Annotated in this window: 27 protein-coding genes; 6 read left to right on the forward strand and 21 right to left on the reverse strand. The window is 48.5% G+C overall.

Annotation, left to right across the window (positions count from 1 at the left end; translation table 11 throughout):
* The first annotated feature begins 30 nt into the window (after window positions 1-30).
* Both H608_RS0115370 and H608_RS0115375 read left to right on the forward strand, forming a co-directional pair.
* Window positions 31-639 (forward strand): DUF4254 domain-containing protein, encoded by a 609-nt coding sequence (locus tag H608_RS0115370; RefSeq protein ID WP_028788455.1) that lies wholly within the window; start codon window positions 31-33, stop codon window positions 637-639.
* Window positions 639-1,622 (forward strand): glycosyltransferase family 9 protein, encoded by a 984-nt coding sequence (locus tag H608_RS0115375; RefSeq protein ID WP_028788456.1) that lies wholly within the window; start codon window positions 639-641, stop codon window positions 1,620-1,622. The genes H608_RS0115370 and H608_RS0115375 overlap by 1 nt, the downstream gene beginning before the upstream one ends.
* Here H608_RS0115375 and H608_RS0115380 read toward each other — a convergent pair.
* The 3 genes from H608_RS0115380 to H608_RS0115390 form a co-directional block, all read right to left on the reverse strand.
* Entirely contained in the window at window positions 1,615-1,860 is a 246-nt protein-coding gene (locus tag H608_RS0115380; protein ID WP_028788457.1) for a hypothetical protein, read from the reverse strand. The two genes, H608_RS0115375 and H608_RS0115380, sit on opposite strands and share 8 nt — an antisense overlap.
* A 10-nt stretch (window positions 1,861-1,870) precedes the next feature.
* Window positions 1,871-2,356, reverse strand: a complete 486-nt coding sequence (locus H608_RS23785) for a sigma-70 family RNA polymerase sigma factor (RefSeq protein WP_051268370.1) — start codon at window positions 2,354-2,356, stop codon at window positions 1,871-1,873.
* Window positions 2,357-2,599: 243 nt separating this feature from the next.
* A complete protein-coding gene (locus H608_RS0115390; RefSeq protein ID WP_028788458.1) occupies window positions 2,600-4,492 on the reverse strand; it encodes an ABC-F family ATP-binding cassette domain-containing protein in 1,893 nt (630 codons plus the stop codon).
* Window positions 4,493-4,580: 88 nt separating this feature from the next.
* Between H608_RS0115390 and H608_RS0115395 the strand changes: the two genes are divergently transcribed.
* Window positions 4,581-5,141: a hypothetical protein gene (locus tag H608_RS0115395; RefSeq protein WP_028788459.1), complete on the forward strand. Its 561-nt coding sequence runs from the start codon at window positions 4,581-4,583 to the stop codon at window positions 5,139-5,141.
* Here H608_RS0115395 and H608_RS22585 read toward each other — a convergent pair whose 3' ends face one another.
* Both H608_RS22585 and H608_RS0115405 read right to left on the reverse strand, forming a co-directional pair.
* Window positions 5,142-5,795 carry a J domain-containing protein gene (locus H608_RS22585; protein WP_038008664.1) on the reverse strand — a complete coding sequence of 218 codons (654 nt, stop codon included), beginning with the start codon at window positions 5,793-5,795 and terminating at the stop codon, window positions 5,142-5,144.
* Between the two features lie 26 nt (window positions 5,796-5,821).
* Window positions 5,822-6,676: a dienelactone hydrolase family protein gene (locus H608_RS0115405; RefSeq protein WP_028788460.1), complete on the reverse strand. Its 855-nt coding sequence runs from the start codon at window positions 6,674-6,676 to the stop codon at window positions 5,822-5,824.
* Between the two features lie 212 nt (window positions 6,677-6,888).
* On the opposite strand from H608_RS0115405, the gene H608_RS22590 reads away from it, so the two are divergent.
* The 3 genes from H608_RS22590 to H608_RS0115420 all read left to right on the forward strand — a co-directional run bounded on the left by H608_RS22590 (window position 6,889) and on the right by H608_RS0115420 (window position 10,766).
* Complete coding sequence (locus H608_RS22590; RefSeq protein WP_051268371.1) at window positions 6,889-8,286, forward strand: DUF6600 domain-containing protein; 1,398 nt, start codon at window positions 6,889-6,891, stop codon at window positions 8,284-8,286.
* A gap of 251 nt (window positions 8,287-8,537) precedes the next feature.
* Window positions 8,538-10,298, forward strand: a complete 1,761-nt coding sequence (locus tag H608_RS0115415; protein WP_028788461.1) for an ABC transporter ATP-binding protein — start codon at window positions 8,538-8,540, stop codon at window positions 10,296-10,298.
* Between the two features lie 27 nt (window positions 10,299-10,325).
* Window positions 10,326-10,766, forward strand: coding sequence for a hypothetical protein (locus H608_RS0115420; RefSeq protein WP_028788462.1), 441 nt, complete (start codon window positions 10,326-10,328; stop codon window positions 10,764-10,766).
* Here H608_RS0115420 and H608_RS0115425 read toward each other — a convergent pair whose 3' ends face one another.
* The 16 genes from H608_RS0115425 to H608_RS0115500 all read right to left on the reverse strand — a co-directional run bounded on the left by H608_RS0115425 (window position 10,767) and on the right by H608_RS0115500 (window position 22,972).
* Entirely contained in the window at window positions 10,767-11,675 is a 909-nt protein-coding gene (locus tag H608_RS0115425; protein WP_028788463.1) for an AEC family transporter, read from the reverse strand. It abuts the gene before it with no gap.
* A 1-nt stretch (window position 11,676) separates the two neighbouring features.
* Window positions 11,677-12,663: a bile acid:sodium symporter family protein gene (locus tag H608_RS0115430; RefSeq protein WP_028788464.1), complete on the reverse strand. Its 987-nt coding sequence runs from the start codon at window positions 12,661-12,663 to the stop codon at window positions 11,677-11,679.
* 7 nt (window positions 12,664-12,670) lie between these two features.
* A complete protein-coding gene (locus H608_RS0115435; protein WP_028788465.1) occupies window positions 12,671-13,666 on the reverse strand; it encodes an alpha/beta fold hydrolase in 996 nt (331 codons plus the stop codon).
* Window positions 13,667-13,711: 45 nt separating this feature from the next.
* Entirely contained in the window at window positions 13,712-14,962 is a 1,251-nt protein-coding gene (locus tag H608_RS0115440) for an MFS transporter (RefSeq protein WP_081658914.1), read from the reverse strand.
* A 77-nt stretch (window positions 14,963-15,039) separates the two neighbouring features.
* Entirely contained in the window at window positions 15,040-16,113 is a 1,074-nt protein-coding gene (gene namA / locus H608_RS0115445) for an NADPH dehydrogenase NamA (RefSeq protein ID WP_028788467.1), read from the reverse strand.
* A 15-nt stretch (window positions 16,114-16,128) separates the two neighbouring features.
* Window positions 16,129-16,551, reverse strand: coding sequence for a DoxX family membrane protein (locus tag H608_RS22595; RefSeq protein WP_038008665.1), 423 nt, complete (start codon window positions 16,549-16,551; stop codon window positions 16,129-16,131).
* 38 nt (window positions 16,552-16,589) lie between these two features.
* Window positions 16,590-17,540, reverse strand: coding sequence for an aldo/keto reductase (locus tag H608_RS0115455; RefSeq protein WP_028788468.1), 951 nt, complete (start codon window positions 17,538-17,540; stop codon window positions 16,590-16,592).
* Window positions 17,541-17,587: 47 nt separating this feature from the next.
* A complete protein-coding gene (locus H608_RS0115460; protein ID WP_028788469.1) occupies window positions 17,588-18,640 on the reverse strand; it encodes an NAD(P)-dependent alcohol dehydrogenase in 1,053 nt (350 codons plus the stop codon).
* 83 nt (window positions 18,641-18,723) lie between these two features.
* Window positions 18,724-19,029, reverse strand: coding sequence for a hypothetical protein (locus tag H608_RS0115465; RefSeq protein ID WP_028788470.1), 306 nt, complete (start codon window positions 19,027-19,029; stop codon window positions 18,724-18,726).
* Window positions 19,030-19,111: 82 nt separating this feature from the next.
* A complete protein-coding gene (locus tag H608_RS0115470; protein WP_028788471.1) occupies window positions 19,112-19,666 on the reverse strand; it encodes an NADPH-dependent FMN reductase in 555 nt (184 codons plus the stop codon).
* A 3-nt stretch (window positions 19,667-19,669) separates the two neighbouring features.
* Window positions 19,670-19,834, reverse strand: a complete 165-nt coding sequence (locus H608_RS24585; RefSeq protein ID WP_169395539.1) for a hypothetical protein — start codon at window positions 19,832-19,834, stop codon at window positions 19,670-19,672.
* 47 nt (window positions 19,835-19,881) lie between these two features.
* Window positions 19,882-20,673 carry a mechanosensitive ion channel family protein gene (locus H608_RS0115480; protein ID WP_028788472.1) on the reverse strand — a complete coding sequence of 264 codons (792 nt, stop codon included), beginning with the start codon at window positions 20,671-20,673 and terminating at the stop codon, window positions 19,882-19,884.
* Between the two features lie 43 nt (window positions 20,674-20,716).
* The gene (locus H608_RS0115485; protein ID WP_028788473.1) at window positions 20,717-21,673 is read right to left on the reverse strand and encodes a CvpA family protein; all 957 of its coding nucleotides are present in this window, start codon (window positions 21,671-21,673) and stop codon (window positions 20,717-20,719) included.
* A gap of 411 nt (window positions 21,674-22,084) precedes the next feature.
* A complete protein-coding gene (locus tag H608_RS0115490) occupies window positions 22,085-22,306 on the reverse strand; it encodes a hypothetical protein (protein ID WP_028788474.1) in 222 nt (73 codons plus the stop codon).
* 40 nt (window positions 22,307-22,346) lie between these two features.
* A complete protein-coding gene (locus tag H608_RS0115495) occupies window positions 22,347-22,586 on the reverse strand; it encodes a cation:proton antiporter domain-containing protein (protein ID WP_028788475.1) in 240 nt (79 codons plus the stop codon).
* Between the two features lie 23 nt (window positions 22,587-22,609).
* Window positions 22,610-22,972, reverse strand: coding sequence for a cupin domain-containing protein (locus tag H608_RS0115500; protein ID WP_038008668.1), 363 nt, complete (start codon window positions 22,970-22,972; stop codon window positions 22,610-22,612).
* Window positions 22,973-23,019 lie beyond the last annotated feature (47 nt).

The raw sequence follows: 23,019 nt of genomic DNA on the forward strand, positions 1-23,019 counted from the left end.
CTGATTCACTTATTATGCTACTTTTGCTCCATGCAGATCAACGAAGCCGTTACTATTTTTCAGCAAAGTATACGTGACTATCACGTTGCTGATTCAGTGGATACGCCAGTAAACAACCCTTTTGCCGCCAGTACGCTGGAGCATCTTCTTTATCTCAAAAACTGGGTGGATACCGTGCAGTGGCACCTCGAAGATATTATCCGCAATCCGGCCATCGATCCCGCAGAAGCGCTGCTCCTCAAGCGTCGCATCGACGCCTCCAATCAACACCGTACCGATCTGGTCGAATATATTGATAGCTGGTTCCTGGAAAAATACAGTACCGTTGTTCCCGCAGCCGACGCTCGTTTCAATACCGAAAGCCCCGCATGGGCCATCGATCGCCTCTCCATCCTCGAACTCAAGATTTATCATATGCAGGTGGAAGCAGAACGCACCGACGCTTCCGCAGAACACCGGCAGAATTGCCAGGCCAAACTAAATGTGCTGCTCACGCAACGGCAGGATCTTACACAAGCCATCGATGAACTTATCGAAGACATTGCTGCGGGCCGCAAATACATGAAAGTGTATAAGCAGATGAAGATGTACAATGATGAAAGCCTGAACCCGGTATTGTACCAGCAGAAGAATAGTTGATGCCGGCACCTCGTCATATCCTGGTATTTCGCTTTTCCGCGTTGGGCGATATCGCCATGACCGTTCCCGTGCTTCGCTGCCTGTTGCAGCAACACGAGAACCTCACCATTACAATGGTCTCGGTTCCTTTTGTCAAACCTTTATTTGATCATATTCCACGTTTGCATTTTATGGGTGCGGACATCCGCGGCGAATACAAAGGCATACGTGGATTGTGGCGTCTTTCACGCAGGTTGAAAAAAGAAGTGGCTTATGATGCCGTAGCCGACCTGCACGATGTGCTGCGTACAAAGATTCTTCGCCAGTTCTGCCGACGGGGTCCTTTGGCTGTAGTCGACAAAGGCCGCGCAGAGAAGAAAGAACTGACAAGAGCACACAACAAAGTACTACGCCAATTGCCGACGATGTTTGAACGGCACGCGGAAGTTTTTGCAACATTGGAACGTCCGGTTAAGCTAATCATCCAGGAGGGAATAAACCCGGTTACTAAAACGGATTCAGGAAAAACAGTTGGTATTGCACCTTTTGCCAAACATGCGGCGAAGATGTATCCGCTGGATGATATGAAAGAAGTGGTGAAAAGAATTGCAGGATTCCCTGACACAAAAGTGTTGTTGTTCGGAAGCAAACAGGAAGCTGCATTGTTGGAGGATTGGGCAGCTGAAATTCCGGGTGTAAAATCCCTGGCGGGTAAAATAAGTTTTGCCGAAGAACTCGCCATCATTGCCCAATTGAAAGCGATGGTAAGCATGGACTCAGCCAATATGCATTTGGCTTCTTTGTATGGTGTACCGGTTGTTTCCATCTGGGGTGGTACACATCCTTATCTGGGTTTCTATGGTTGGGGACAGGATCCTTCATTAGCTATACAAATCGAACATCCTTCCAGGCCAAGTTCCGTATTCGGCAACAAGCCCTGTGAAGGATGCATGGAAGGCATTACTCCCGCCTTGATCGCAGCACGCGTTTACTCCATTATTTGAAACGATCGGTTAGCTGATCCCACCACGATTTCTGTTGTGGGTATAACAGAGGGTACGCTGTTTCGGCTTTGATCTCATTCAGGATTTCTTCTCCGATTTGGTGTTTTTCTTGTTCGGACGCAACGGCCGTTGTTTTATCCACTAAGGCCAGCCAATTCTGAATCTGGCGTGTTTCTGCCGGCTTAGCTTCGCCATCGAGATAGCGGGATAATTTTTTATGTAAGATTTCTTTTTTCATAAGCAGGGATTTAAAAGTTCATCATCATTTGAAGTGCTTTCCGCAGTTGACGGAATCCAAAAGAAGATTCTTCAGGTCGAAGGGAAAAGAGAATGGGGCGTACTACGGTGTCTTCACGTTCCCGTGTTTTGACAGGAGCCGTAACAGGTTTGCGCGCCTGCTGCAATGCCTGTGTGGCAAACGTGGGCAGAATTTCTTCTTCGACGGCCGTGCCCTCATCGAGTTGATGATGCAAGGCAGCAATAACAGCGCTGCGTACACAGCTATATAAATGACGGTTCACTGAGAAGTCAACCGGAATCGTAAATCTGTTTTCCCAGAGGTCAACAAATATTTTCTTTACGATTTGGCGGGCTTCTTCCTGGCTGTGAAGTTTGCCGCAGCAATAATTGTAAAGCGAAAACCAATAACGATGATAGATTTCTTCGAACGCAGCCGTATCATTTGTCTGCATTCTATCGATCAGTTGGCTGTCTGTTGAATAATCCCTGTTCATACACGTAACATTTATTTAAAACAATAAACCAGGGATATTGGAATTTTATGGGTTAGCGAAAACAGTTGTTTTCGTCATCACTCATGCAAAGGCAAATGGAATGCCGGGAGACGGGATACAGGCATCCGGAAAGTGCAGTTGGAACATTATGAGAACGTTAGCACATAAAAAAGCCTGATCACGTTGTGCGATCAGGCTGTATCAATTGTGGTGATTTTTTTCCCACTTGTTGTATTTGGATTGTCATCTTCCATCCAATTCGCTGAGTTCCAGCCAGCGCATTTCCTTTTCATCGAGTTGACTGCTTATATCCCCGATTTCTGTGGATAACCGGTGCATTTCTTCAAATGGTGTATTGCTATCATTTAGAAGGGCAGTTATACGCGCTTTCTCCGCAGTAAGCCGCGCAATGTCTTTATCGAGATTTTCCAGTTCATGTTTTTCCTTGAAGGAAAGACGGCGTTGCGGTGCGGGTGCAGCGGCAGGTTTTGTTTCGGCAACCGGTGCCGGCGTTTGCTGCATTGCTGCTTTTGCGGCGGCAGGTTTCAGCTCTTCTGCTCTGTATTGAGAGTAGTTACCCGGGAAATCCCTGATAACGCCATCACCTTCGAACACAAAAAGGTGATCCACCAGTCTGTCCATAAAGTAACGGTCGTGCGATACAATTAATAAACAACCCGGAAAGTCTGACAGGAAATTCTCCAATACACTCAGTGTGGGAAGATCCAGATCATTTGTCGGTTCATCGAGTACCAGGAAGTTGGGGTTTCTGAACAGGATAGTCAGCAAATGCAGGCGTCTTTTTTCGCCACCACTCAGTTTGCTGATAAACGTGTATTGTTTGTCCGGTTCAAAAAGAAAGAGTTGAAGGAATTGTGCGGCACTCATCGTGGAGCCGTCGGCCAGCGGAAAATGTTCGGCTATGTTTTTTACATACTCGATCACGCGCACGTCTTCTTTTATCACCAGTCCCTGCTGCGAATAGTTGCCGAAAATAACAGTATCACCGATGTTGATCTTGCCACTGTCGGGTTCTTCCAGGTGCTGCAACAGATTGATAAAAGTGGATTTGCCCGCGCCGTTTTTACCAACGATACCGATGCGTTCTCCTTTGGAAAATGTATAGTCGAAGCCTTTGAGGATAGTTTTATCACCAAAGCTTTTGTATACTTTTTTCATCTCGGCCACCTTTCCGCCGAGGCGGCTCATCTTCATTTGCAATTCCAGCCGCTGGTCTTCCAGTTGTTGTTTGGCTTTCTTTTCAATTTCGTAGAAATTGTCCTGGCGGCTTTTGGATTTAGTGGTACGGGCGCGCGGTTGCTTGCGCATCCATTCCAGTTCTTTGCGATAAGTGTTGCGCGCTTTATCGATGCTGGCCACTTCACTTTCCTGGCGGGCGGCTTTTTTTTCGAGGTAATTGGCATAATCGCCTTTGTGTTCGTACAGGTTGCTGCCTTCCATTTCCCATATTTCATCACATACCGCATCCAGGAAATAGCGGTCGTGCGTCACCAGCAGCAATGTCACACCTTCTTTATCGAAGTAATGTTCGAGCCATTCCACCATTTCCACATCGAGGTGGTTGGTGGGTTCGTCCATGATCAGCAGCACGTGTTTGTGCTCGAAGCCGATATCGATCAGTGTTTTAGCCAATGCTATGCGTTTACGCTGCCCGCCACTGAGCGTAGATACTTTCTGATTCAGATGTGGCTGAATGTTTAACCGGCCGAGAATCTGTTTCACCTTGGCATCAAAATCCCAGGCGCCCAGTTCGTCCATTTTTAAAATAGCAGCGGTCAGCTTTTCCTCCTCATTGGCTTCGCTCAGCCGCTCGAACTCCCGGATGGCGTTGATCACCGGGTGATTATGGAAGAAAATATTGTCGAGCGCTGTTTTTCCTTCGTCGAATTGAGGTTCCTGTTCAAAGAGAACTACGTCTACGTCTTTGTGTATCCACACTTTACCACTGTCGGCCGTTTCTTTGCCGGCCAGTATTTTAAGGAGGGTGGATTTGCCCGAACCATTACGGGCCACCAGGGCAATTTTATCACCTTCTTCAATGTGAAAGGAAATGTCGCTGAACAAAGGCTGGATGCCATAAGATTTGGAGAGATTCTCAACCGATACATAATGCATGGCGCAAAGATAACGAAGGACTTACGGTTTCCGGCATGCCGGGTTTGTGGCACAGTTTTTTTATTATATATATTCTAAACCATTTGTTATGGCAACACATCTTATTCAAACAATACAGGAAACGCTGGGATATGCTCCACTGCATAAGATCAGTCCCAACAGCCAGGAGACCAGGGAAAAATGGCACCAGACCGTTGGCGAAAATCTTGCACAGGCTGCGTTACCCGCTGTTCTTACCGGCATATTCAAGTTTACACGTAATCATGAAAATTGCCAAAGCCTGCTTCAAAGCGGTACAAATGAAGACTGGCTGCATATTCTTTATGATGGTCGCGAAAAACAAGCCGTCGAAAAAGTGGCGAATTACGCCGGCGCGGGCGCCGATGAAACAGAGCGCCATATGGAAAATATTGCCGACGAAGCCATCAGCGAGATCAAGAAAAGGCTGGGGGATAACGCAACACCCGATAATGTGAAAGATTTGCTGAACGGCGAACGTCACGATATACTGGCGCATTTGCCCGCAGCATTACAGCTGGGCACCGTATTAAAAGACGAAACATTGGACGACCGCACCAATAAGATGGAAGGTCCGGTTTCCAACATCATGCACAAGATCGGTAACACCTTGTCGGGAAGTGACGAATAATTATACAGAAGCCACCAGCCAGATCAACAGGCTCACCAGTGCGGTGACGAGAAGGATGCCTGCCACGCGGAACTTCGACCAGCGATAATCCTGCAAAGCGCCCGAAGTTTGCTTGTCGACTGATGAGCGTATCCGGGAAGAAACCTGCAATTTGGAGAGAGGGGCAGTGGCTTCATTGATCACAGGCCAGGGCATACGCACCGTGATGCGGAGAATGAGATCGCCGATGGTATCGTTGATCTGCCTTTCATTAAAATCATTCAATCTTTCGATAATATCAGAAGTAAGCAGTTGCTGAATGCGGCTGCTTATTTCTTTTGCCTGATGCGGAGCCATTTCCATACCTCCTGCATTCTTTTCCAGTTTGATGAATTGCTGAAGAATATATTCCGGCGTGATGATGGTCGCTTCCGGTTTGCGGCCGGTACTTTTTTCGTACCAGCGCTGTTGCAGGTATTCCTGTTTTTTATGCGGGTCGGTCAGTGTTTCGTAGGCTTCTTTTACCGCATAAAAATAAGCGCGTGCATAAGGGTCGTCGCCGTTTTTATCGGGATGATATTTCTGCGCCATTTTCCTGTAAGCTTTTTTTACATCGTCCAGCGTCACAGGTGGTTGCAGCTCGAGGATTTTATAATGATCCATCAGCGGTTGCATACGCAAATATAACCCGCCCCTTTTTCTCAGGCGAGATAACGCTCAAAAAAGGCCAGTGTGCGCGACCAGGCGAGTTTGGCAGCCGCTGCATCATAACGTGTGGGAGCCGTATCGTTATGAAAAGCGTGGTTTACATCAGGATACACATATTGTTCGTAGTTGATCTTGTGTTCTTTCAATGCTTTTTCATACGCCTCCATTCCTTCGTTGACGCGGGTATCGAGGCCGGCATAATGCAGTTGAACAGCGGCTTTTATTTTTCCTGCATCGGCTGTTGCCGGCTGGCGACCGTAGAATGCCACTGCCGCGAGCAGACCTTCCGCCTGTCTTACCGCCAGTGTATTGGCCATGGCACCTCCCCAGCAAAAACCTACACAACCAGCTTTACCGTTGTAGTCTTTTCTGGTTTTTAAATAGGGAAATGCGAGCACGAAGTTCTCAATGCTGTCTTTCTGCTCCAGTTTCTGGAAAAGCTGTCTTGCGTCATCTTCGTTTGCAGGTGTACCGCCCAGTACCGCCAATGCGTTGGGTGCAATGGCCAGGTAACCTGCCTGCGCGGCCCTGCGCGCTACATCTTCGATGTGTGCATTGAGGCCGCGGTTTTCATGAATAACAACAACTGCGGGATAGCGTTTTTCTTCTTTGGGTCTTGCCACATAGGCTTCCATTTCCCCGTTTACGCCTTTGTATTTGATGCGTTCGGTAAAAAGATCCGCATCGTTGGTTATGCGGGCATTGGCGGCATTTACTTCAATGCGCGGTAACAGGGCAAGTGCGGCTGTCATGCCGCCGGCCAGCAGGGCCAGGCGGCGGAGAAATTCCGGCCGCGTCAGCGGACGGTGGGTATATTCGTCATAGAGGTCGATAATACGCTGATCCATGCTGATTATTTTAACGTTTTTAGCGAGGGCTGTTAACAATTCGTTTGACTTAAAGTTACCACATTCGGGCTGTTAAAAAAATTAGCCAAAAGTTTTGCTAACACTTGTTACTGGATGTTTTAGGTGCAACCGCATGGCATAATAATAGCTCTTTTTAATTCAACGATGCCTGCCGGCGACCCCGGTGATTTTAAACAAATAAATTTTTAACCATGAAACGCGTACTTGCAACACTCACGCTCGCTTTGGCCTTTTTGCTGGCAGGATCTGTCAGACAGCAGGCGAATGCCCAGGTAGGTGTCAGCGTAACTTACCAGACGTTCTACGATGAGCTGAGTCCTCACGGACGCTGGATCGATTATCCGGATTACGGATATGTGTGGATGCCCAATATGGGACCCGAGTTCCAGCCTTACAGCACCGGCGGGCACTGGGTATGGACGGATGAATATGAGTGGATGTGGGTGTCTGATTATGATTGGGGATGGGCGCCTTTCCACTACGGCCGCTGGTTTTATGATGCCGGTTATGGTGGCTGGATGTGGATGCCGGGTTATGAGTGGTCGCCCGCCTGGGTTGCCTGGCGCGATGGTGGCGACTACTACGGATGGGCTCCGCTTCGTCCTGGTATCAGCATCAGTGTAGGATTTGGTGGATATAATCCTCCTTCCTCTTACTGGTGTTTTGCGCCACGCCGTTATATTTCTTCTCCACGCATTTATGATTACTGCGTACCGCGCAGCCGCAACGTAACGATCATTAATAACACAACCATCATCAATAATTACAATCGCCGTTCGAATGTGTTTATATCCGGCGGTCCGGGGAGAAGAGATGCCGAGCGTTATGCAGGCACCATCCGCCCTGCACGTTTCCGTGATGCAGACCGTCCCGGCCGCGCAGGATTCCGCAACAACCAGGTGTCTGTCTACAGACCTTCGGTGAACCGCGACAACAACCGCAATTTCGCTCCGCAACGTTTCGATCGCTATGACCGCAATGATCGCACAGCCGGTAATAATCGTGGTAACACATTTGACAGACCTAATCGTAATAATAACGACAGAAACGAAAGAGCAAATGGCAATGATCGTCCGGGCCGCAGCAATGTATTTGACCGCCCTAACCGTGACGTAAATAATAACAACGATCGCGGCAATAACAACAACGATCGTCCCAACCGTTTCGATCGTGGTAACAGAAACGATAACAACAACACACCGGCTACACCTGATCGCGGCAACACGCCGGGACGGAATGTATTTGACCGGGGAAATAACAACAATAACAACAGACCGGAACGTACAACTCCTCCGCGTCGTGAGCAAACGGATAACAACCGTCCCGCAGACAGGCCCAATGTATTTGACCGGCCCAACCGCGGCAATCGCCAGGAGAATGCAACACCGCAACGTAACAATACATTTGATCGCCCGCAGCAGCAACAGCCGCCGCGCCGCGAGATCAGAACAGAACAGCCGCGTCAACCACAGCAGCAATCGCGCCCGCAGTTTGAACGTCGTGAGCAGCCGCGCATGGAGAACCGCAGTGGTGGCGGCGAACGCAGAGGTAATGACGGAGGTGGCGCACGCCGCTTCGGAAGAGGCTAGCAGTTTTTTTTACTTTAGTAAAGCCGTCCTGTTAAGGGCGGCTTTTTTTGTACCTTAGTTGAGTAGTAAGTAATAAGTAGTAAGTAGTAAGTATTAAGTAGTAAGTAGTAAGTAGTAAGTAGTAAGTAGTAAGTAGTAAGTAGTAAGTAGTAAGTAATAAGTAGTAGGTAGACATCTATTCACTTATTGACTTATTCACCATTGACGATTGACGATTCACGATTCACCATTCACCATTCACTTTTTGACTTTTGAAAACACTCTGGCATTATCTCCGCCCCCAAAGGGTCCTGATCATATGGTCGCTGCTGCTGGCCGGATTGGCGCAATTGCTCACGCTGGTTGATCCGCTTATCTTCGGAAAAATCATCGATGAATACGCCCTGCATCCCGGCGACAGGCCCGAAAATGAACTTGTGAAAGGCGTACTGTTCTGGCTGATCGTAGCAGTGGGCATAGCTTTGCTCGCACGCCTGGCAAAGACATTCCAGGAATACGTAATGCGGCTGGCCGTGCAACGTTTCGGGTTGCAGATTTTTAATGATGGACTCAAACAAACACTCCGGCTTTCCTTCCAGGAATTTGAGAACCAGCGCAGCGGCGAAACCCTGTCCATGCTGCAGAAAGTGCGCACAGACACCGAACGTTTTATCAGCGCTTTCATCAACGTGCTGTTTTCATCCGTGATCGGAATAGGTTTCCTGATCTGGTATGCTGTTACCAAACATTGGTTGCTGATTCCCGTATTTGTTATCGGCGTGCTGGTACTCGGTGGCCTGACCGGATTGCTCAGTAAAAAAATAAAAACGATCCAACGCTCCATCAACCGCGAAACAAACCAGATGTCTGGTGCGATCACTGAATCATTGCGCAATATCGAATTGGTAAAAAGCCTGGGGCTTACTTATCCCGAAGTAAAAAGATTGCGGTTGCAAACACAGAAGATCTTTGATCTGGAGATGACGAAAGTAAGAAAGGTGCGCACGCTGAGTTTCCTGCAAAGTTCTGCGCTTACCTTACTCCGGCAATCTATCCTGTTTATTCTATTGTGGCTTATTTTTCGTCATGTATTGACCACCGGTGAACTGATCAGTATGCAGTTTATTTCCACCACTATCTTCGGGCCTTTACAAGACCTGGGAACGATTATTCTTACTTATCGCGAAGCAGAAGCATCGGTGATGAATTTTGATAAACTGATGAAAAAACCTGTTGAAGCGCGCCCGGCGGAACCGCTGCAACTGGGCGAGTTGGAAACATTGGAATTTAAAGAAGTGGTGTTCCGCCACCAGAGCTCACACCAGAATGCCATCGACGGGTTGTCGTTCAAAATAAAAAAAGGGGAGACCATCGCATTTGTCGGTCCTTCAGGCTCGGGCAAATCGACGCTGGTGAAGTTGCTGGTGGGTTTGTATCTTCCTGTCGAGGGACATATTTATTTCAATGACCTGCCTTCTGATGGTATCCGCTATAATGATATGCGCAGGCAGATCGGATTTGTAACGCAGGAAACACAACTCTTCTTTGGAACGATAAGGGATAACCTGCTTTTTGTAAAACCATCAGCGACGGAAGAAGAGATGATCGAAGCGCTTCATCGCGCATCCTGTGACGGCTTGTTAAGTCGCTCCGGGCGCGGGCTCGATACATTGCTGGGAGAGGGAGGCATGAAGTTGAGCGGCGGTGAAAAACAACGCATCGCTATTGCCAGGGCATTGCTGCGTCACCCGCGCTTATTGATATTTGACGAAGCTACATCGGCATTGGATTCCCTGACAGAACAGGCCATTACCGAAACCGTCAGGACTATTTCCAGTCAGCGGGATCCTATGACCATACTCATTGCCCACCGCTTATCGACCATCCTGCATGCCGATAAGATTATTGTACTGGAAAAAGGAAAGGTGGCGGAGCAAGGCACCCATGCAGAACTGGTAGAACAAAAAGGCCTGTATTATGCCATGTGGCGGCAGCAGATCGGTGAACGTCGCGACGAAGTGGTAGCGGGATAACGGCAAGTTATTTGTGGTAAAAACGTTATGAAAAACTTCTTGCCATTCCTCCTGCTGTTTGGTCTTTTCGCCTGCCGCGATAAGGGACCATCCAAGGCCACGATTCCGGATCCTGAGGGCGTTACTGCCATGAAACCTCTTCATGATACAAGCTTTACAGTCGTATTGACTCCCGACACCGCGGTCGGTCCCATTTACGGATATCTCGACAGCGGCAAGGTGGTAAGCTGTTACCTGCGGGTAGACAAACCCGTTCACCTCGAAGCGGAACTGGTCGCTCTTACACCTGGTCTCAACCTGCGCTTCAATCAATTGTTTATACCCGATAGTACGGCCGACGGTCCGTTCGGCAACACACTTACCTATCAATTGGGGAAAACCGGAACCTACCGGCTTGTATTGGCGCCCAATCTGATGGCCGAAGGACAAACAACCGGAGAATACCTGGTACGTTTCAATACACAATAATCAGGTGAGCACCTGCTGAATAACCCAGAACCATCCCGCTGTAGTGATAAACGCCAATAAAATACCGATGCCAATCACCAGGCTGGCCAGTCTTGGATGCAGATTGTATTGATCGGCAATGATGCCGGAAGATAGCAGGGTAGGCATGGCCGCTTCGAACACGGTTACCTGCGCAATCACTCCTTTCATTTGTAAAAAGAAAGCGATCAGCAACAGGATGAGCGGTGCAGCAATCAGTTTGTATAATAAAGTAAATGCGATAGGGTGTACCTCTTCCCGCCAACCCTGAAAATTCAATTGTAATCCGATAGAGAAAAGCGCCAGCGGCCCCACCGTAGCGGCCAATGTATTGAACAGCGGATCCAGTGGTTGCAGATTAAAAAAATGCGGCAGTATCAATGCTGCAATACAACCGATCAGCGGTGGAAACCTGATAAGCTTTTGCACCAGCACTTTCGGTTGCAGCGTATGCGATTCGGAGGAATTCATCGCAACGATGATACCGGCAGTAGATAAGAGAATAAAAGTTACCTGGTCGCAAATGATGGCCGTTCCCAATTCGTGTTCCCCAAACCAGGCCGTTACCAATGGAAAACCAACAAAAGAGGTATTGGCCAATCCGGCGGTCAGTTTCAATCCGCCTTCGGCGGGTTTGGGTAAACGGCGTTGGGATGCATAAACTTTTACCCATAACCAGCCCGCCAGCCAGATGATCAACGGGCTTACCGCAGGAAAGATCAATTCAGGGCTCCAGCGGATATGCGGTAAATATTTAAAAGAAACGGCAGGCAGCGCGAGATAAATAATCCAGACATTAATGCTCTTGTGCGATCCTTCCGGTAACAGCCCCGAGCGGCGGAATAGGAATCCCGCCAAAATACAAATGCCGATCAGGATAAAAGCAGCCATATCAGTTGATCTGTCTTTTTGCCGCAGCCTGCGCCAGTATGCTGGCCGCTATTAACTGCAAGGCATGATAAAACATAAGTGGCAACAACAAGATACCGGTTGCCGCGCTTCCTGCAAATAATACATTCGCCATTACCGTTCCGTGCACCAGCGATTTTTTTGAACCGCAGAAAATAACGGTAATACGATCCGCTGCAGAAAAACCAAGCAGTTGCGAAATGCCATATACAATGCCCATTACCGCCAGGAAAAGGGTGAGCATACCCGCACCCAGCAACAGCAATCCGCCTGCGGTAAAATTGTCAAACAAATGAAGGTAAAAAGAATGACAGAAGGAGGTATAAATAATGATCAGGATTACGGTCTGATCAAACAGTTTCAGTTTCTTTTTATGGGTTTCTGCAAAAGCTCCCCAATAACGATGCAATAACAATCCCAATACTACCGGGAGCAAAACCTGTAATAAAAGTTTGCCAACGATCTGGCTTGTGTCCGCATGTACTTCGCTGTTGGAGGTAATGAACAATCCGGTCCATAAAGGCGTAAACACAAGACCCAGCAACGATGAAATGCCTGCGTTAAAAATGGCAGCAGGAATATTTCCCCGTGCGATCGATACCATTACCACGGAAGAAGATACGGTGGAAGGCAAGGCCGCTAAAAAGAAAATAGCCTGCCATAGCAGTATACCATCTTCCGAATGGAAAAATGGTTTTACGGCCAATGCCAGTAAAGGAAAAAAGATAAAAGTGGTAGCCTGGATCAGCACATGCATTTTCCAATTAGCCAGTCCTTCGCGCATGGCCCTGGGGCTAAGCCGCAGGCCATAAAAAAAGAAAATGATTGATACGCCATAGTTGGCCGCTTCTTCGAGTGAAAAAGGTTCTTTGGCCAGGCCGGGCCCGGGCACCAGGTAAGCCAGTATGATCATGGCAACGATCGCCAGCAGAAAACCATCAATCCCCCATCTTGCGAGTGTGCTCTTCAATACGCTTTTATTTTTTCAGGAATGCCTTCAAAGGTGCGATAAATTTTTCATACGCTTCTATATGCGGGAGATGACCGATGCCGTCGATTTCCACCAGTGTCGAACCCTTGATCAGGGCCGCTGTTTTTTTACCCAGTACGGGATAATTACCCAACTGCCCGCGTACACCGGCAGGCGCTTTGTTCTTGCCCAGGGCTGTGCGGTCGCGTTGACCGATGATCAGCAATACCGGCATACGCAGTTGATCAAATTCATAACATACGGGTTGCGTAAAGATCATGTCATACAGCAATGCGGAGTTCCAGGCAATGCGTGGATAATCGATGTTGGTAGTCCAGCCGGCAAGCATATTCACCCAACGGTCGTAGGCCGGCTTCCATTTATTATCATAATAAAATGTAAGTTGATATTGGCGGATACTTTCGTATGTCTGCTTCAATTCTTCCTGGTACCATTCTTCCACCGGCATATAAGGCACGTATTGGCGCCAGTCTTCCAACCCGATTGGGTTTTCCAGTACAAGTTTTTCGGTAAGGGACGGATACATCAGGGCAAACCTCGTTGCCAGCATACCACCCATTGAATGTCCGAGCACAATGGTTTTTGTCACATTCAATGTATCAAGTAATGTTTTTGTTTGCGAAGCCAGCAAGGGAAAACTGTATTGAATACGGTTGGGCTTGGATGATTTGCCAAAGCCGATCTGGTCGGGAATGATGACGCGGTAGCCTTCCTGCTGGAGGTCGCGCGCCGTCTGCTCCCAGTATGCGCCGTTGAAATTTTTTCCATGTAAAAGCACAATCGTACGACCATTCGGGCTGGCGGGTTTTATGTCCATATAGGCCATGCGAAGAGGTTCACCCTGCACGTTCAGCGACAGGTAGTGCACGTCGAAAGGGTAGGATACGTTTTCAAGATTGGTGCCGTTAACCGGCGTCGATTGTTGTGCATGGGTAAAGGTTCCCATTGTCAGCAGCAACCCTAATGCGATAACATAACGCATAGCAGGCATTTTAATAAAGTGAATAAATACAGGCTATCCCGGTTGTCAGTCGTTCAATACTTTCAGTTTTGATACGAGCAAAGCAATGGTAAATCCTGCGAGACCAATAACGGCGAACGACCAGCGGAGACTGGCGAGTTCAGCGATATACCCGATCAGGGGTGGTCCCATCAGGAAACCGAGATAACTGATACTGGATACAGATGCAAGTGCTATGCCGGGAGAGACATTGGACACTTTTCCTGCGCTGCTGTACACCATGGGAACAATGGATGATACACCCAGTCCGACAATGATGAAACCAAGTGATGCGGTGAGGAGGTAAGGAAAGAGTACGGAAATAAATAAACCTGTTGACACCATGATGCCGCTGACACGCAATACTTTTTTACGTCCGTAACGGGTAAGCAGGTTGCCGCCGAGGAAGCGGCCTGTTGCCATGGTGGCCATGAAGCCCAGATAGCCCAGCAATACAAAGGCGTTGGGGGCATGCACTACCTGCTTGAAGTAAACACCGCTCCAGTCAAACATGGCACCTTCGCTGGCCATGCTGCAAAAACCGATAAGGCCCAGTTGTGCCAATGCTTTATTGGGTAAAGAAAAGAAACGTCTTTTTTCCGCAGTGGCACTGGCGCTGCGGCCCGGTGCGAGGTAATTCTGTGCGATCATCACTGTGCAGATCACAAAACCTGCCACGATCCAGAAGTGAACATGCGGCGTTACCCGGAGCGACATCATCAACATACCGATCAATGCGCCGGTAAGTCCCGCAGCGCTCCAGGTGCCGTGAAAGGAGGTCATGATGGTACGGCCATACATTTTTTCCGCACCGATCGCTTGTGTGTTGACGGAAATATTGGCCATGTTGCCGAATACACCAAATAAATAAAGTCCAAGACCCAGTTGCCAGGCAGAAGAGGCATAACCGATATTGGTCAATGCGAGTACATACAACACGAGGAATATGCGCATGATCTTTTTGCTGCCGAAATGGGTGACCAGTTTACCGGAAAATGGCATGGCGGAAAGTTGGCCGGCAGGGAGCAATAACAACAGGCTGCCCAATGCGGCATCGGTCAGTTGCAGGTTATACTTGATGTCGGGAATGCGGCTGGCCCAGGAAGCGAAACTGATTCCCTGGCAAAAGAAAAAAGCGGATACGGCAATACGTATCTGCAGGCGTGTATGTTTTTGGGGAATCTCTTTTTCATCCGTTGCCGGCTGCGTCACCGAGGCGACCACGGGTGCGAGTAAACGTTGATAAACACGGGAAACAAATCCGGTAGCGGTTTTCATATTAAAAAGTTGCCTTTACGGTAAATATGGCGAGCAACTTGGTGAGGTGAAATGAGTGGCGAAGATACGAAATCCTGCTATTTGAGTGGACGGCGTGCCCTTGCGTACTGCGCGGGCCATTCAATCTCATCCCCAAGTTGTTGTGCCGCTTCCAGCGGGAAATAAGGATTGCGCAGCAGTTCACGCGCCATGAAGATGAGGTCGGCTTTCCCTTCCTCCAAAATGGCTTCGGCCTGGGCCGCGGTTACGATAATGCCAACGGCACCGGTAGCTATACCGGCTTCTTTACGAATAGTTTCCGCGAAACCCACCTGGTAACCCGGACCAGCGGGAATAATGGCATTCGGTGCCAATCCACCTGAAGAGCAATCTACCAGGTCAACATCTTTTTCTTTCAGTATCGCGGCTAGTTTAACAGAGCTTTCCAGATCCCACCCGCCTTCTACCCAATCGGTAGCGGAAATGCGGACAAACAGCGGCAGTTCATCCGGCCATACTTTACGCACGGCATCAACGATGCGCAGTAAAAAGCGTGTGCGGTTTTCAAATGAGCCGCCCCATTGGTCGGTGCGTTGATTGCTCAGTGGTGAGAGAAACTCGTGAATCAGGTAGCCATGGGCCGCATGAATTTCCACCAGTTTATAACCGGCTTTCAATGCGCGGGAAGCCGCATCGCCAAAAGCCTGTATCAATTCTTCAATGGCGGTTTCGCTCAGCGCCTCCGGGGCAATATCATTTTCATAAAAAGGAATGGCGGAAGGTGCAACGCTTGTCCAGCCACCCATTGCTGTGTTCAATTGTTTGCCGCCTTCCCATGGGCGTGCCGTGCTGGCTTTGCGACCGGCATGGGCGAGTTGGATGCCTGCCACCGCTCCCTGGCTATGGATGAAGCCGGTGATTGATTTCAATTTGTCAATATGTTCATCTTTCCAGATACCCAGGTCCTGCGGAGAGATCCTTCCTTCCGGCGTTACAGCGGTTGCTTCCTGGATCACCAGCGCGGCACCGCCGGTGGCGCGTGTTCCGAGGTGTACAAGGTGCCAGTCATTGGCAAATCCATCTTCGCCGGAATATTGGCACATGGGCGAAACGACAATACGGTTGCGCAATGTCAGCGAACGTAGCTTATAAGGTGAAAAGAGCAGGCTCATGTTTTACAAATCATTTTAAGGATTGTCCGACAGAAAGCGACGGTCAAAGGAATAATAATTATATCGTTCAAGAAAAACCAGCAACAGCGCACAAAAACCGGCATGCATCAATTGCGAGGGAATGGCGGACCAGTCTTCGATCAGGCAACATCCGCCGATCAATGCAATCATGAGCACGGCGCCGCCGATCAATGCCGATCGTGTGAACAAACCGATGATCAATAACAGCCCGATACCGAATTCGATCCAGGGCAATACGTAACCGAAAGTGCCCACAACAGGAGCGGGCAGCCAACTCTTTTCAAAGCGGTCGCGCATCCATTCGCTGAAAGCGCCGGCTTTCGGCAGCCGCACAACGCCATGTCCAAACAGGCTTATGCCCACAGCCACGCGTGCGAGCAGGTAAGCGAGGTTTTCGTTTTTATTCTTTGAGGGCATAGAGGTGTGGGGTGTAGGTAATTCTTTGCGTCGCTGCTCTAGTATGCACTTGCATCCGTCAGTTGTTGCAAACTTTCTTTATCGAGTTGCAATTTCGCCGCTTCGGTCAATGTGTTCAATTGTTTCAGGCTGGTAGCGCTTGAAATGGGCGCGGTAACGCCCGGTTGCGCAATCAGCCACGCCAATGCAATGGTAGCGGGCGTAACGGAATAACGGGTTGCTACCTGGTCCAATGCATCGAGAATGCGGAAGCCGCGTGGTGTAAAATATTTATCCATCCCATGGCCTCGTTTACTTTTATGCAGATCGGCTTCGCCGCGGTATTTACCGGTAAGAAATCCTGCGGCTAATGAGAAGTAAGTGATCACGCCAAGATTTTCACGGATACATAGTTGCTGCAATTCCCCTTCGAAACTTTCGCGGCTGTAAAGGTTGTATTCCGGCTGGAAGGATTCATAACGCGGCAAACCTTTTTCCTCAGCAGCTTTCAGTGAATCCTTCAAGCGGCCGGTTGTAAGGTTGGACGCACCGATGTAACGCACTTTGCCTTCACGGATCAGTTGGTCGTAAGCGGCCAGTGTTTCTTCTACGGGCGTGGTGTTATCGTCGAAATGGGTTTGATAGAGATCGATGGTATCTGTCTGCAAACGACGCAGGGAATCTTCAGCGGCGCGGATAATATACTCTTTCGTCAAATCGATTTTACCCTGCCCCATGTCGCTGCCAACTTTCGTGGCAATGATCACCTCCTTGCGTTTGCCGCTTTTTCGCAGCCAGTTGCCAATGATGGTTTCCGACTCGCCGCCTTTATTTCCTTCACCCCACCGGGAGTAAACATCGGCAGTGTCAATAAAACTAAAACCTTCTCCGGTGAATGCGTCCAGCAATTCAAACGAAGAAGGTTCATCAACGGTCCATCCGAACACATTGGTGCCCAAAGCAAGGGGAAACAACTCCAGCGAAGACTGGCCAAGTTTTCTTTTTTCCATAATTGATTGTTTTAAAAAGGCCGGCAATCGTCAGAAGCTCAATGCCCTCAGGCTTTGTTGAGCGAAGCAATATCTATTACGAAACGATAGCGCACATCGTTTTTCAGCATGCGTTCGTACGCTTCGTTAATCTGGTCGATGTTAATGAGCTCGATATCGGAGGTGATGCCGTGTTCTGCGCAATAGATCAGCATCTCCTGTGTTTCGCGGATGCCGCCGATCATGGAGCCTGCGAGTGAGCGGCGTTTGCCGATAACGTTGAACGCATTTACGGTTGAAGGGTTCGGTGGAATGCCTACTACTACCAGTGTGCCGTTTAGCTTCAGCAGTTGCAGGTAGTCATTGTAGTCGTGTTCTGCGGAAACGGTATCGAGAATGAAATCGAATTCGCCGCGAAGTTTGCGCATCTGCGCGCTGTCTTTGCTTACGGCAAAATGGTGTGCGCCGAGTTTGCGTGCATCGTCTTCTTTCCCGGCTGAGGTACTGATCACCGTTACTTCTGCGCCGAAAGAGGCGGCGAATTTTACGCCCATGTGCCCGAGGCCTCCGAGACCCACGATGGCTACTTTAGAACCTTTGCCCACTTTCCAGTGACGCAGCGGTGAGTAGGTGGTGATGCCTGCACAGAGCAAAGGAGCTACCGCTTCGAGTGGTAATTTATCGGAAATGTGAAGTGTATATTTTTCATCCACTACGATGTGCGTGGAATAACCGCCGTAAGTGGGGGTGCGGCCATCGCGTTCGTAGCTGTTATAAGTGCCGGTCATGCCGTTATCACAATATTGTTCTTCCCCTGCGGCGCAACTGGGACAAGTACGGCAGGAGTCTACGAAGCAACCAATGCCTGCGAGGTCGCCGACTTTGAAATTGGTAACATCGCTGCCGGTTTCGATGATGCGGCCTACGATCTCATGGCCGGGAACCATTGGGAAAATGGAGCCGCCCCATTCGTCTCTTACCTGGTGAATATCTGAGTGGCAAACACCACAATAGAGGATTTCGATTTTAACATCATTCGGACCGGTATTGCGGCGGTTGAACTGGAAGGGAGCAAGAGCCGCTCCGGCGGCTGGTGCTGCATAGGCGTTAGTGGGAGTCATTTCTCAGTTAATTTATCTGATAAAAAAGGTACAACAAAATTAGCCCCCGATGGTTCGGGGGCCGGTTAATTTTTTGAGACGGTTTACTGCCGGGTATTGATGTCGTCTTCTTTATCATCGCTGAGGCTGTAGGAACTGTTTTCTTCATCACTATCGTCTTCCGTTCCTCTTTCCTGGTCGTCGTCATCTTCGGGTACATCGAGGTCGTCGCCGGTCAGGTCTTCGGAATGTTCATTAAGCGGTTCTCCGTCCTCATCGGTGTCGTCGAGACGGGCATCTTTGAGTTGCTGATCGTCTTCGGAACCGGTAGAGTCGGCAGCATCATCCAGTAATTCTTTTTCTTCTTTGGTGACGGTTGAGTCTTTATCGGGAGTCTGGTTCTTTTTCATATCGGTTTTTTTAAGTGAATGGTCAAACGTGAATCGTGAATGGTCAATATAATGAGGTCTCTGAGGCCCACCAAGGGGACATTTATCGGGTTGCAACTAAGTTCAGCAAAGCCTCAATCTTCTGCCTGATTAGCTTGACCGACGTTTCATCGGTCAATTTACCATTTTTATCAAACTTTTCCTGGGCCTTTGCCACCAGCACTTCCGGTTGTTGAACAACCTTCATATCCATGAACTGGAATACGGGAAAAAATGCCACTTGCATTTTGGCGGTGCCCCACAATCCCTGCGTAGCACCCATTAGTGCAACAGGCTTTCTGAGCATGGGAGAATCTTTGCCACGTGAAGCCCAGTCGATCGCATTCTTGAGAAGCCCCGGGATAGAAAAATTGTATTCGGGTGAAACGATGATCAGTCCTTCCGCTGCTGCAAGTCCGTCTCTGAATTGTTGTACGGCGGCGGGGCGCTCTTTTGATTCGGGAATATCGAGATCTGCATTGTAGAGTGGAAGATCAATAGATAAAATATCCATCGATACATTTTCCGGCAGCAGGTCCGCAACATTTTTCAATAAATGTGTATTGAATGAATCGCGGCGGAGACTGCCCGAAATTCCGGCTAGTTTAATTTTTTTCATCTTTTATTTTTTTGCACGCCCGACAATCCAGAGTATAAGCACGATGGCAAGCGCTACAAGGAAAAATGCCCACCACATGCCTGCTTTGAAAACCGTTTCTACTACGCCGCAGCTACTCAGGAATACGAGTGTAAATAAAAAGAGAAAGAGTATGGATTGTACTTTCATAACGTTTGGTGTTTAAATTAAAAAAACCAACTATTGTACCATAAAAATCACATGCCGGGCAACTTAATGCCAGCTTCCCGCAGGTCTTTCAATATTTTTTCCTGCAAGGCTATTTTTGAATCGATGAAACCATGTGCGGATGTCCATGCATTTACGCTGAGTGTGTATTTATCTGCCTCAAGAAGTGTAATGCCAATACGTACTTTAGGTTGGGAGAGAATGTCCTTTGAATCCTGCAGGGTTTTCTCTATTACTTTTTTTACTTCATTTTCATCGATGCCATAACTGAATTTGAGATCGATATCAATACGCCTGTTGCCTTCTTTGCTAAGATTTACGACTACGTTGTTGGACAGCTGTCCGTTGGGAATAGTGATGGTTTTGTTGTCGTAGGTGAGCACGGTTGTATAAAACATTTGTATGGCCGTTACTTTACCTTCCTGTCCCTGTGTACTGATGTTGTCGCCGACGCGGTAAGGTTTCAACATGAGGATTAAAATGCCGCTTACGAAATTCTGCAGTGTGCCGGACAAGGCAAGACCGGCGGCCACACTGAAACCCGCGATAATAGCGGTGAGGAAAGTGAGTTGAATGCCGACGATCTGTGTGGCCATCAGGATCAATACAATCTGTAATGAAATGGCCGTAAGGTTGAGGAGGAAATACCTCAGCGAGGGGTTGAAATTTCTGCGTTCCAGGCCCTTGCGCATCCATCCGATAAATACACGGATCAGCCAGAGCCCGATAAGTAAAAGTGCCACGGCAATGATCAGCCGCGGTCCGGTGGTTAATACCCAGTTGTAAGCGCGGTCATAAAATTTTTCCCAATCCCATTTCATAAAGCCTTTTACGGGAAAGAGGAGAAAAACTATGCCGTTCCCGTTAGTCGCGGAATTCCTGGCTGATCATGAGGCCATAAAATCCGCCGTCAAGCACGCCTATTCCTACGCGGCCAAAGGCCGGATTCATGATATTGGCGCGGTGGCCGGGAGAATTCATGAGGTTAGTGTGGGCGATTTCCAGTGTTTGTGCAAGTGCAAGATTTTCCCCGGCTGTGCGGAATTTTACCTTCGCCGCCTCCATCCTGTCGAAAGGGTCCTGGCCATCAGGGTTATTGTGGGCAAAATAACCCCTTGCAAACATATCCTTTGAATGGGCCCGGGCCACGGCAGCCATTTCCGGATCGGCCTGCAACGGTTTGAGTCCTTCTTTCGCCCGTTCTTCATTGATCATCTCCAGCATTTTGGCTTCGAGGAAGGGACGTGTTCTCGGATTATTGTAGGTGAAATGAAGCTGGATGGTTTTGTGGGAGGAGGGCTGCACCGTTAATCCGTTCATTGTCTGGCGTACTGCCTGGTCGAATACGGGTGCCAGTTTTTTGTTGGCCCACTCGGATTGCATGCCCAGTGTAACCGCCAGTTTGCTGTCGCGTGTTTCCTGCGTTACACCATCTTTGAGTGGTAAGGCGAGCAGGAGGGCGGAAAGCACCACCGTGCAAATCCATCCGTTGACCGCACCCGGCAGCATGCCCAGTAATTTATTAACGCCGGTATTCATGGTAGAATGCGGGATCAGGCGCACTACTCGGTGAGCAATGACGCCCAGCAATACACGCACGACTACGAGGGTGGAAAGAAATGCAGCGGGCAACAGCCATACCCCCAAACGGGGAAACCAATCCTCAAACCAGGATGAAGTGTGCGGATATCCGAGATAGGCAACCAGGAAACTTCCCGCCCACACGACCAGGTCCAGGGTGCCGAGAATAAATCCCCGGTGCCAGCCTGTCCACACAGCGACAAGAAATACAGCCACCAACAGCAAATCGATCCAGTTCATCCGGCGAAAAATTTAATAGTAAGAGCGCAAATAATATGCCTTTACCGCCTAGCGAAATGTGAAAAATGAAGCAAATTCGTCAATCGTCAATCGTGAATGAGCTCTCCGCCGTTGTTGGTGTCAACACCACAACTGTTCGGAAGATTTTAAACCTGTCATTCCGACATCACGCCACCGTTGGTCTCCAGACCAACGGGCCTGCTCCTGGTTGAGTTATGCACCAAGTTGACCTTAACCTATCAAAGCTACCTGACGCTTGCTTGTTGGTCGGGAGACCAACAAGGGCGCTAACTTATACCTCACGCCGTCATTACGTTTAAAAATGAAAAGCAACTCCTGGGCATAAACATTCCGAACACTTATGGTGTCAACACCAATAAGGTAACTTAATACTTACGACGGCCGTTTAACTTATAACTTATTTGCCAACTGCAGTTCATCAATATCCATGTTTCTCTCCACCTGCTTTATTGCGGCACTGGTGAAATGCCCTTCCTTGTGCAATTTAAGCAGCAGTTGACGCTGAAATTTGCCAATTTCTATCCGGGTTTGTTCTACGGAAGTGAGTGCTATCGAAGGAAAATCCTTTCGCCGGCTTTCCTTTTCTGCCTGTGTTTGTATTTCTTCGGTCAATTGCCGGGCAAGGTGTTCGTATCTTTTCTTTAATGCGTCTTTAAACAGTGTGGCTGGTGCGGCAGAACATATGGAAAGCGGCGTCGTATAGCAGTGGCGGTAGAAAAATGACGAATACCACTTCCGGGTCCAGCACAAGGTCGGGAAGTATGGGAATAAAACCGATAGCCAGTCCCGCTGTTACAAAAAAGACGGGATGCGGAAGTCTTATCTTTTCTATCAGTGCAGATAATGTAATGAGCACTGTTAATATGAAGATGACGAAACTGAATTTTTCCATTGATGATTTTAACCGGAAGAAAGTTATTCATATCCGCTCTTAATAATAGTTGAGATCATTTTGAAACGGCCGTTGGGGCGTATATAATTGGATGAATGGGCCGGAATAATAATACCCTGACCAGATTCTACCAGGTGGGATACTTTATCTATAACGATCTCGGCCTTCCCTTCAATGATCTGGGCAAAGGTGTCGAAAGGGGAAATTTTTTCCGTTAACCCTTCTCCACTATCGAATGACATAACGCTGATATTACCGGTCGATTTTTTGATAATTGTTTTTATTACCACTGAATTGGCCATGTATTCAATTATTTCAACGATGATATGCGCTTTCGATTTTTCCAGTTCGGTGTTTTCCTGGTCTTCTGTATGCTTGTCGGTCATAAATTGTATTTTACAGTAAGTGAATTTTTATAGATACGTTGAGTGTA

Origin of the sequence: Terrimonas ferruginea DSM 30193 (assembly GCF_000425585.1) — a bacterium.
Lineage (GTDB): Bacteria > Bacteroidota > Bacteroidia > Chitinophagales > Chitinophagaceae > Terrimonas > Terrimonas ferruginea.

What these genes read in the sequence shown, in the direction of transcription:
- H608_RS0115495 (WP_028788475.1), bottom strand. Translation starts at nt 22,586, where the DNA reads ATGGAAAAATTCAGTTTCGTCATCTTCATATTAACAGTGCTCATTACA.
- H608_RS0115420 (WP_028788462.1), top strand. Translation starts at nt 10,326, where the DNA reads ATGAAAAACTTCTTGCCATTCCTCCTGCTGTTTGGTCTTTTCGCCTGC.
- H608_RS22595 (WP_038008665.1), bottom strand. Translation starts at nt 16,551, where the DNA reads ATGCCCTCAAAGAATAAAAACGAAAACCTCGCTTACCTGCTCGCACGC.
- H608_RS0115435 (WP_028788465.1), bottom strand. Translation starts at nt 13,666, where the DNA reads ATGCGTTATGTTATCGCATTAGGGTTGCTGCTGACAATGGGAACCTTT.
- H608_RS22585 (WP_038008664.1), bottom strand. Translation starts at nt 5,795, where the DNA reads ATGCAACCGCTGATGGATCATTATAAAATCCTCGAGCTGCAACCACCT.
- H608_RS0115370 (WP_028788455.1), top strand. Translation starts at nt 31, where the DNA reads ATGCAGATCAACGAAGCCGTTACTATTTTTCAGCAAAGTATACGTGAC.
- namA (WP_028788467.1), bottom strand. Translation starts at nt 16,113, where the DNA reads ATGAGCCTGCTCTTTTCACCTTATAAGCTACGTTCGCTGACATTGCGC.
- H608_RS0115375 (WP_028788456.1), top strand. Translation starts at nt 639, where the DNA reads ATGCCGGCACCTCGTCATATCCTGGTATTTCGCTTTTCCGCGTTGGGC.
- H608_RS0115405 (WP_028788460.1), bottom strand. Translation starts at nt 6,676, where the DNA reads ATGGATCAGCGTATTATCGACCTCTATGACGAATATACCCACCGTCCG.
- H608_RS0115455 (WP_028788468.1), bottom strand. Translation starts at nt 17,540, where the DNA reads ATGGAAAAAAGAAAACTTGGCCAGTCTTCGCTGGAGTTGTTTCCCCTT.
- H608_RS0115380 (WP_028788457.1), bottom strand. Translation starts at nt 1,860, where the DNA reads ATGAAAAAAGAAATCTTACATAAAAAATTATCCCGCTATCTCGATGGC.
- H608_RS23785 (WP_051268370.1), bottom strand. Translation starts at nt 2,356, where the DNA reads ATGAACAGGGATTATTCAACAGACAGCCAACTGATCGATAGAATGCAG.
- H608_RS0115390 (WP_028788458.1), bottom strand. Translation starts at nt 4,492, where the DNA reads ATGCATTATGTATCGGTTGAGAATCTCTCCAAATCTTATGGCATCCAG.
- H608_RS0115465 (WP_028788470.1), bottom strand. Translation starts at nt 19,029, where the DNA reads ATGAAAAAGAACCAGACTCCCGATAAAGACTCAACCGTCACCAAAGAA.
- H608_RS0115460 (WP_028788469.1), bottom strand. Translation starts at nt 18,640, where the DNA reads ATGACTCCCACTAACGCCTATGCAGCACCAGCCGCCGGAGCGGCTCTT.
- H608_RS0115500 (WP_038008668.1), bottom strand. Translation starts at nt 22,972, where the DNA reads ATGACCGACAAGCATACAGAAGACCAGGAAAACACCGAACTGGAAAAA.
- H608_RS24585 (WP_169395539.1), bottom strand. Translation starts at nt 19,834, where the DNA reads ATGAAAGTACAATCCATACTCTTTCTCTTTTTATTTACACTCGTATTC.
- H608_RS0115425 (WP_028788463.1), bottom strand. Translation starts at nt 11,675, where the DNA reads ATGGCTGCTTTTATCCTGATCGGCATTTGTATTTTGGCGGGATTCCTA.
- H608_RS0115470 (WP_028788471.1), bottom strand. Translation starts at nt 19,666, where the DNA reads ATGAAAAAAATTAAACTAGCCGGAATTTCGGGCAGTCTCCGCCGCGAT.
- H608_RS0115480 (WP_028788472.1), bottom strand. Translation starts at nt 20,673, where the DNA reads ATGAAATGGGATTGGGAAAAATTTTATGACCGCGCTTACAACTGGGTA.
- H608_RS0115395 (WP_028788459.1), top strand. Translation starts at nt 4,581, where the DNA reads ATGGCAACACATCTTATTCAAACAATACAGGAAACGCTGGGATATGCT.
- H608_RS0115485 (WP_028788473.1), bottom strand. Translation starts at nt 21,673, where the DNA reads ATGAACTGGATCGATTTGCTGTTGGTGGCTGTATTTCTTGTCGCTGTG.
- H608_RS0115440 (WP_081658914.1), bottom strand. Translation starts at nt 14,962, where the DNA reads ATGAAAACCGCTACCGGATTTGTTTCCCGTGTTTATCAACGTTTACTC.
- H608_RS22590 (WP_051268371.1), top strand. Translation starts at nt 6,889, where the DNA reads ATGAAACGCGTACTTGCAACACTCACGCTCGCTTTGGCCTTTTTGCTG.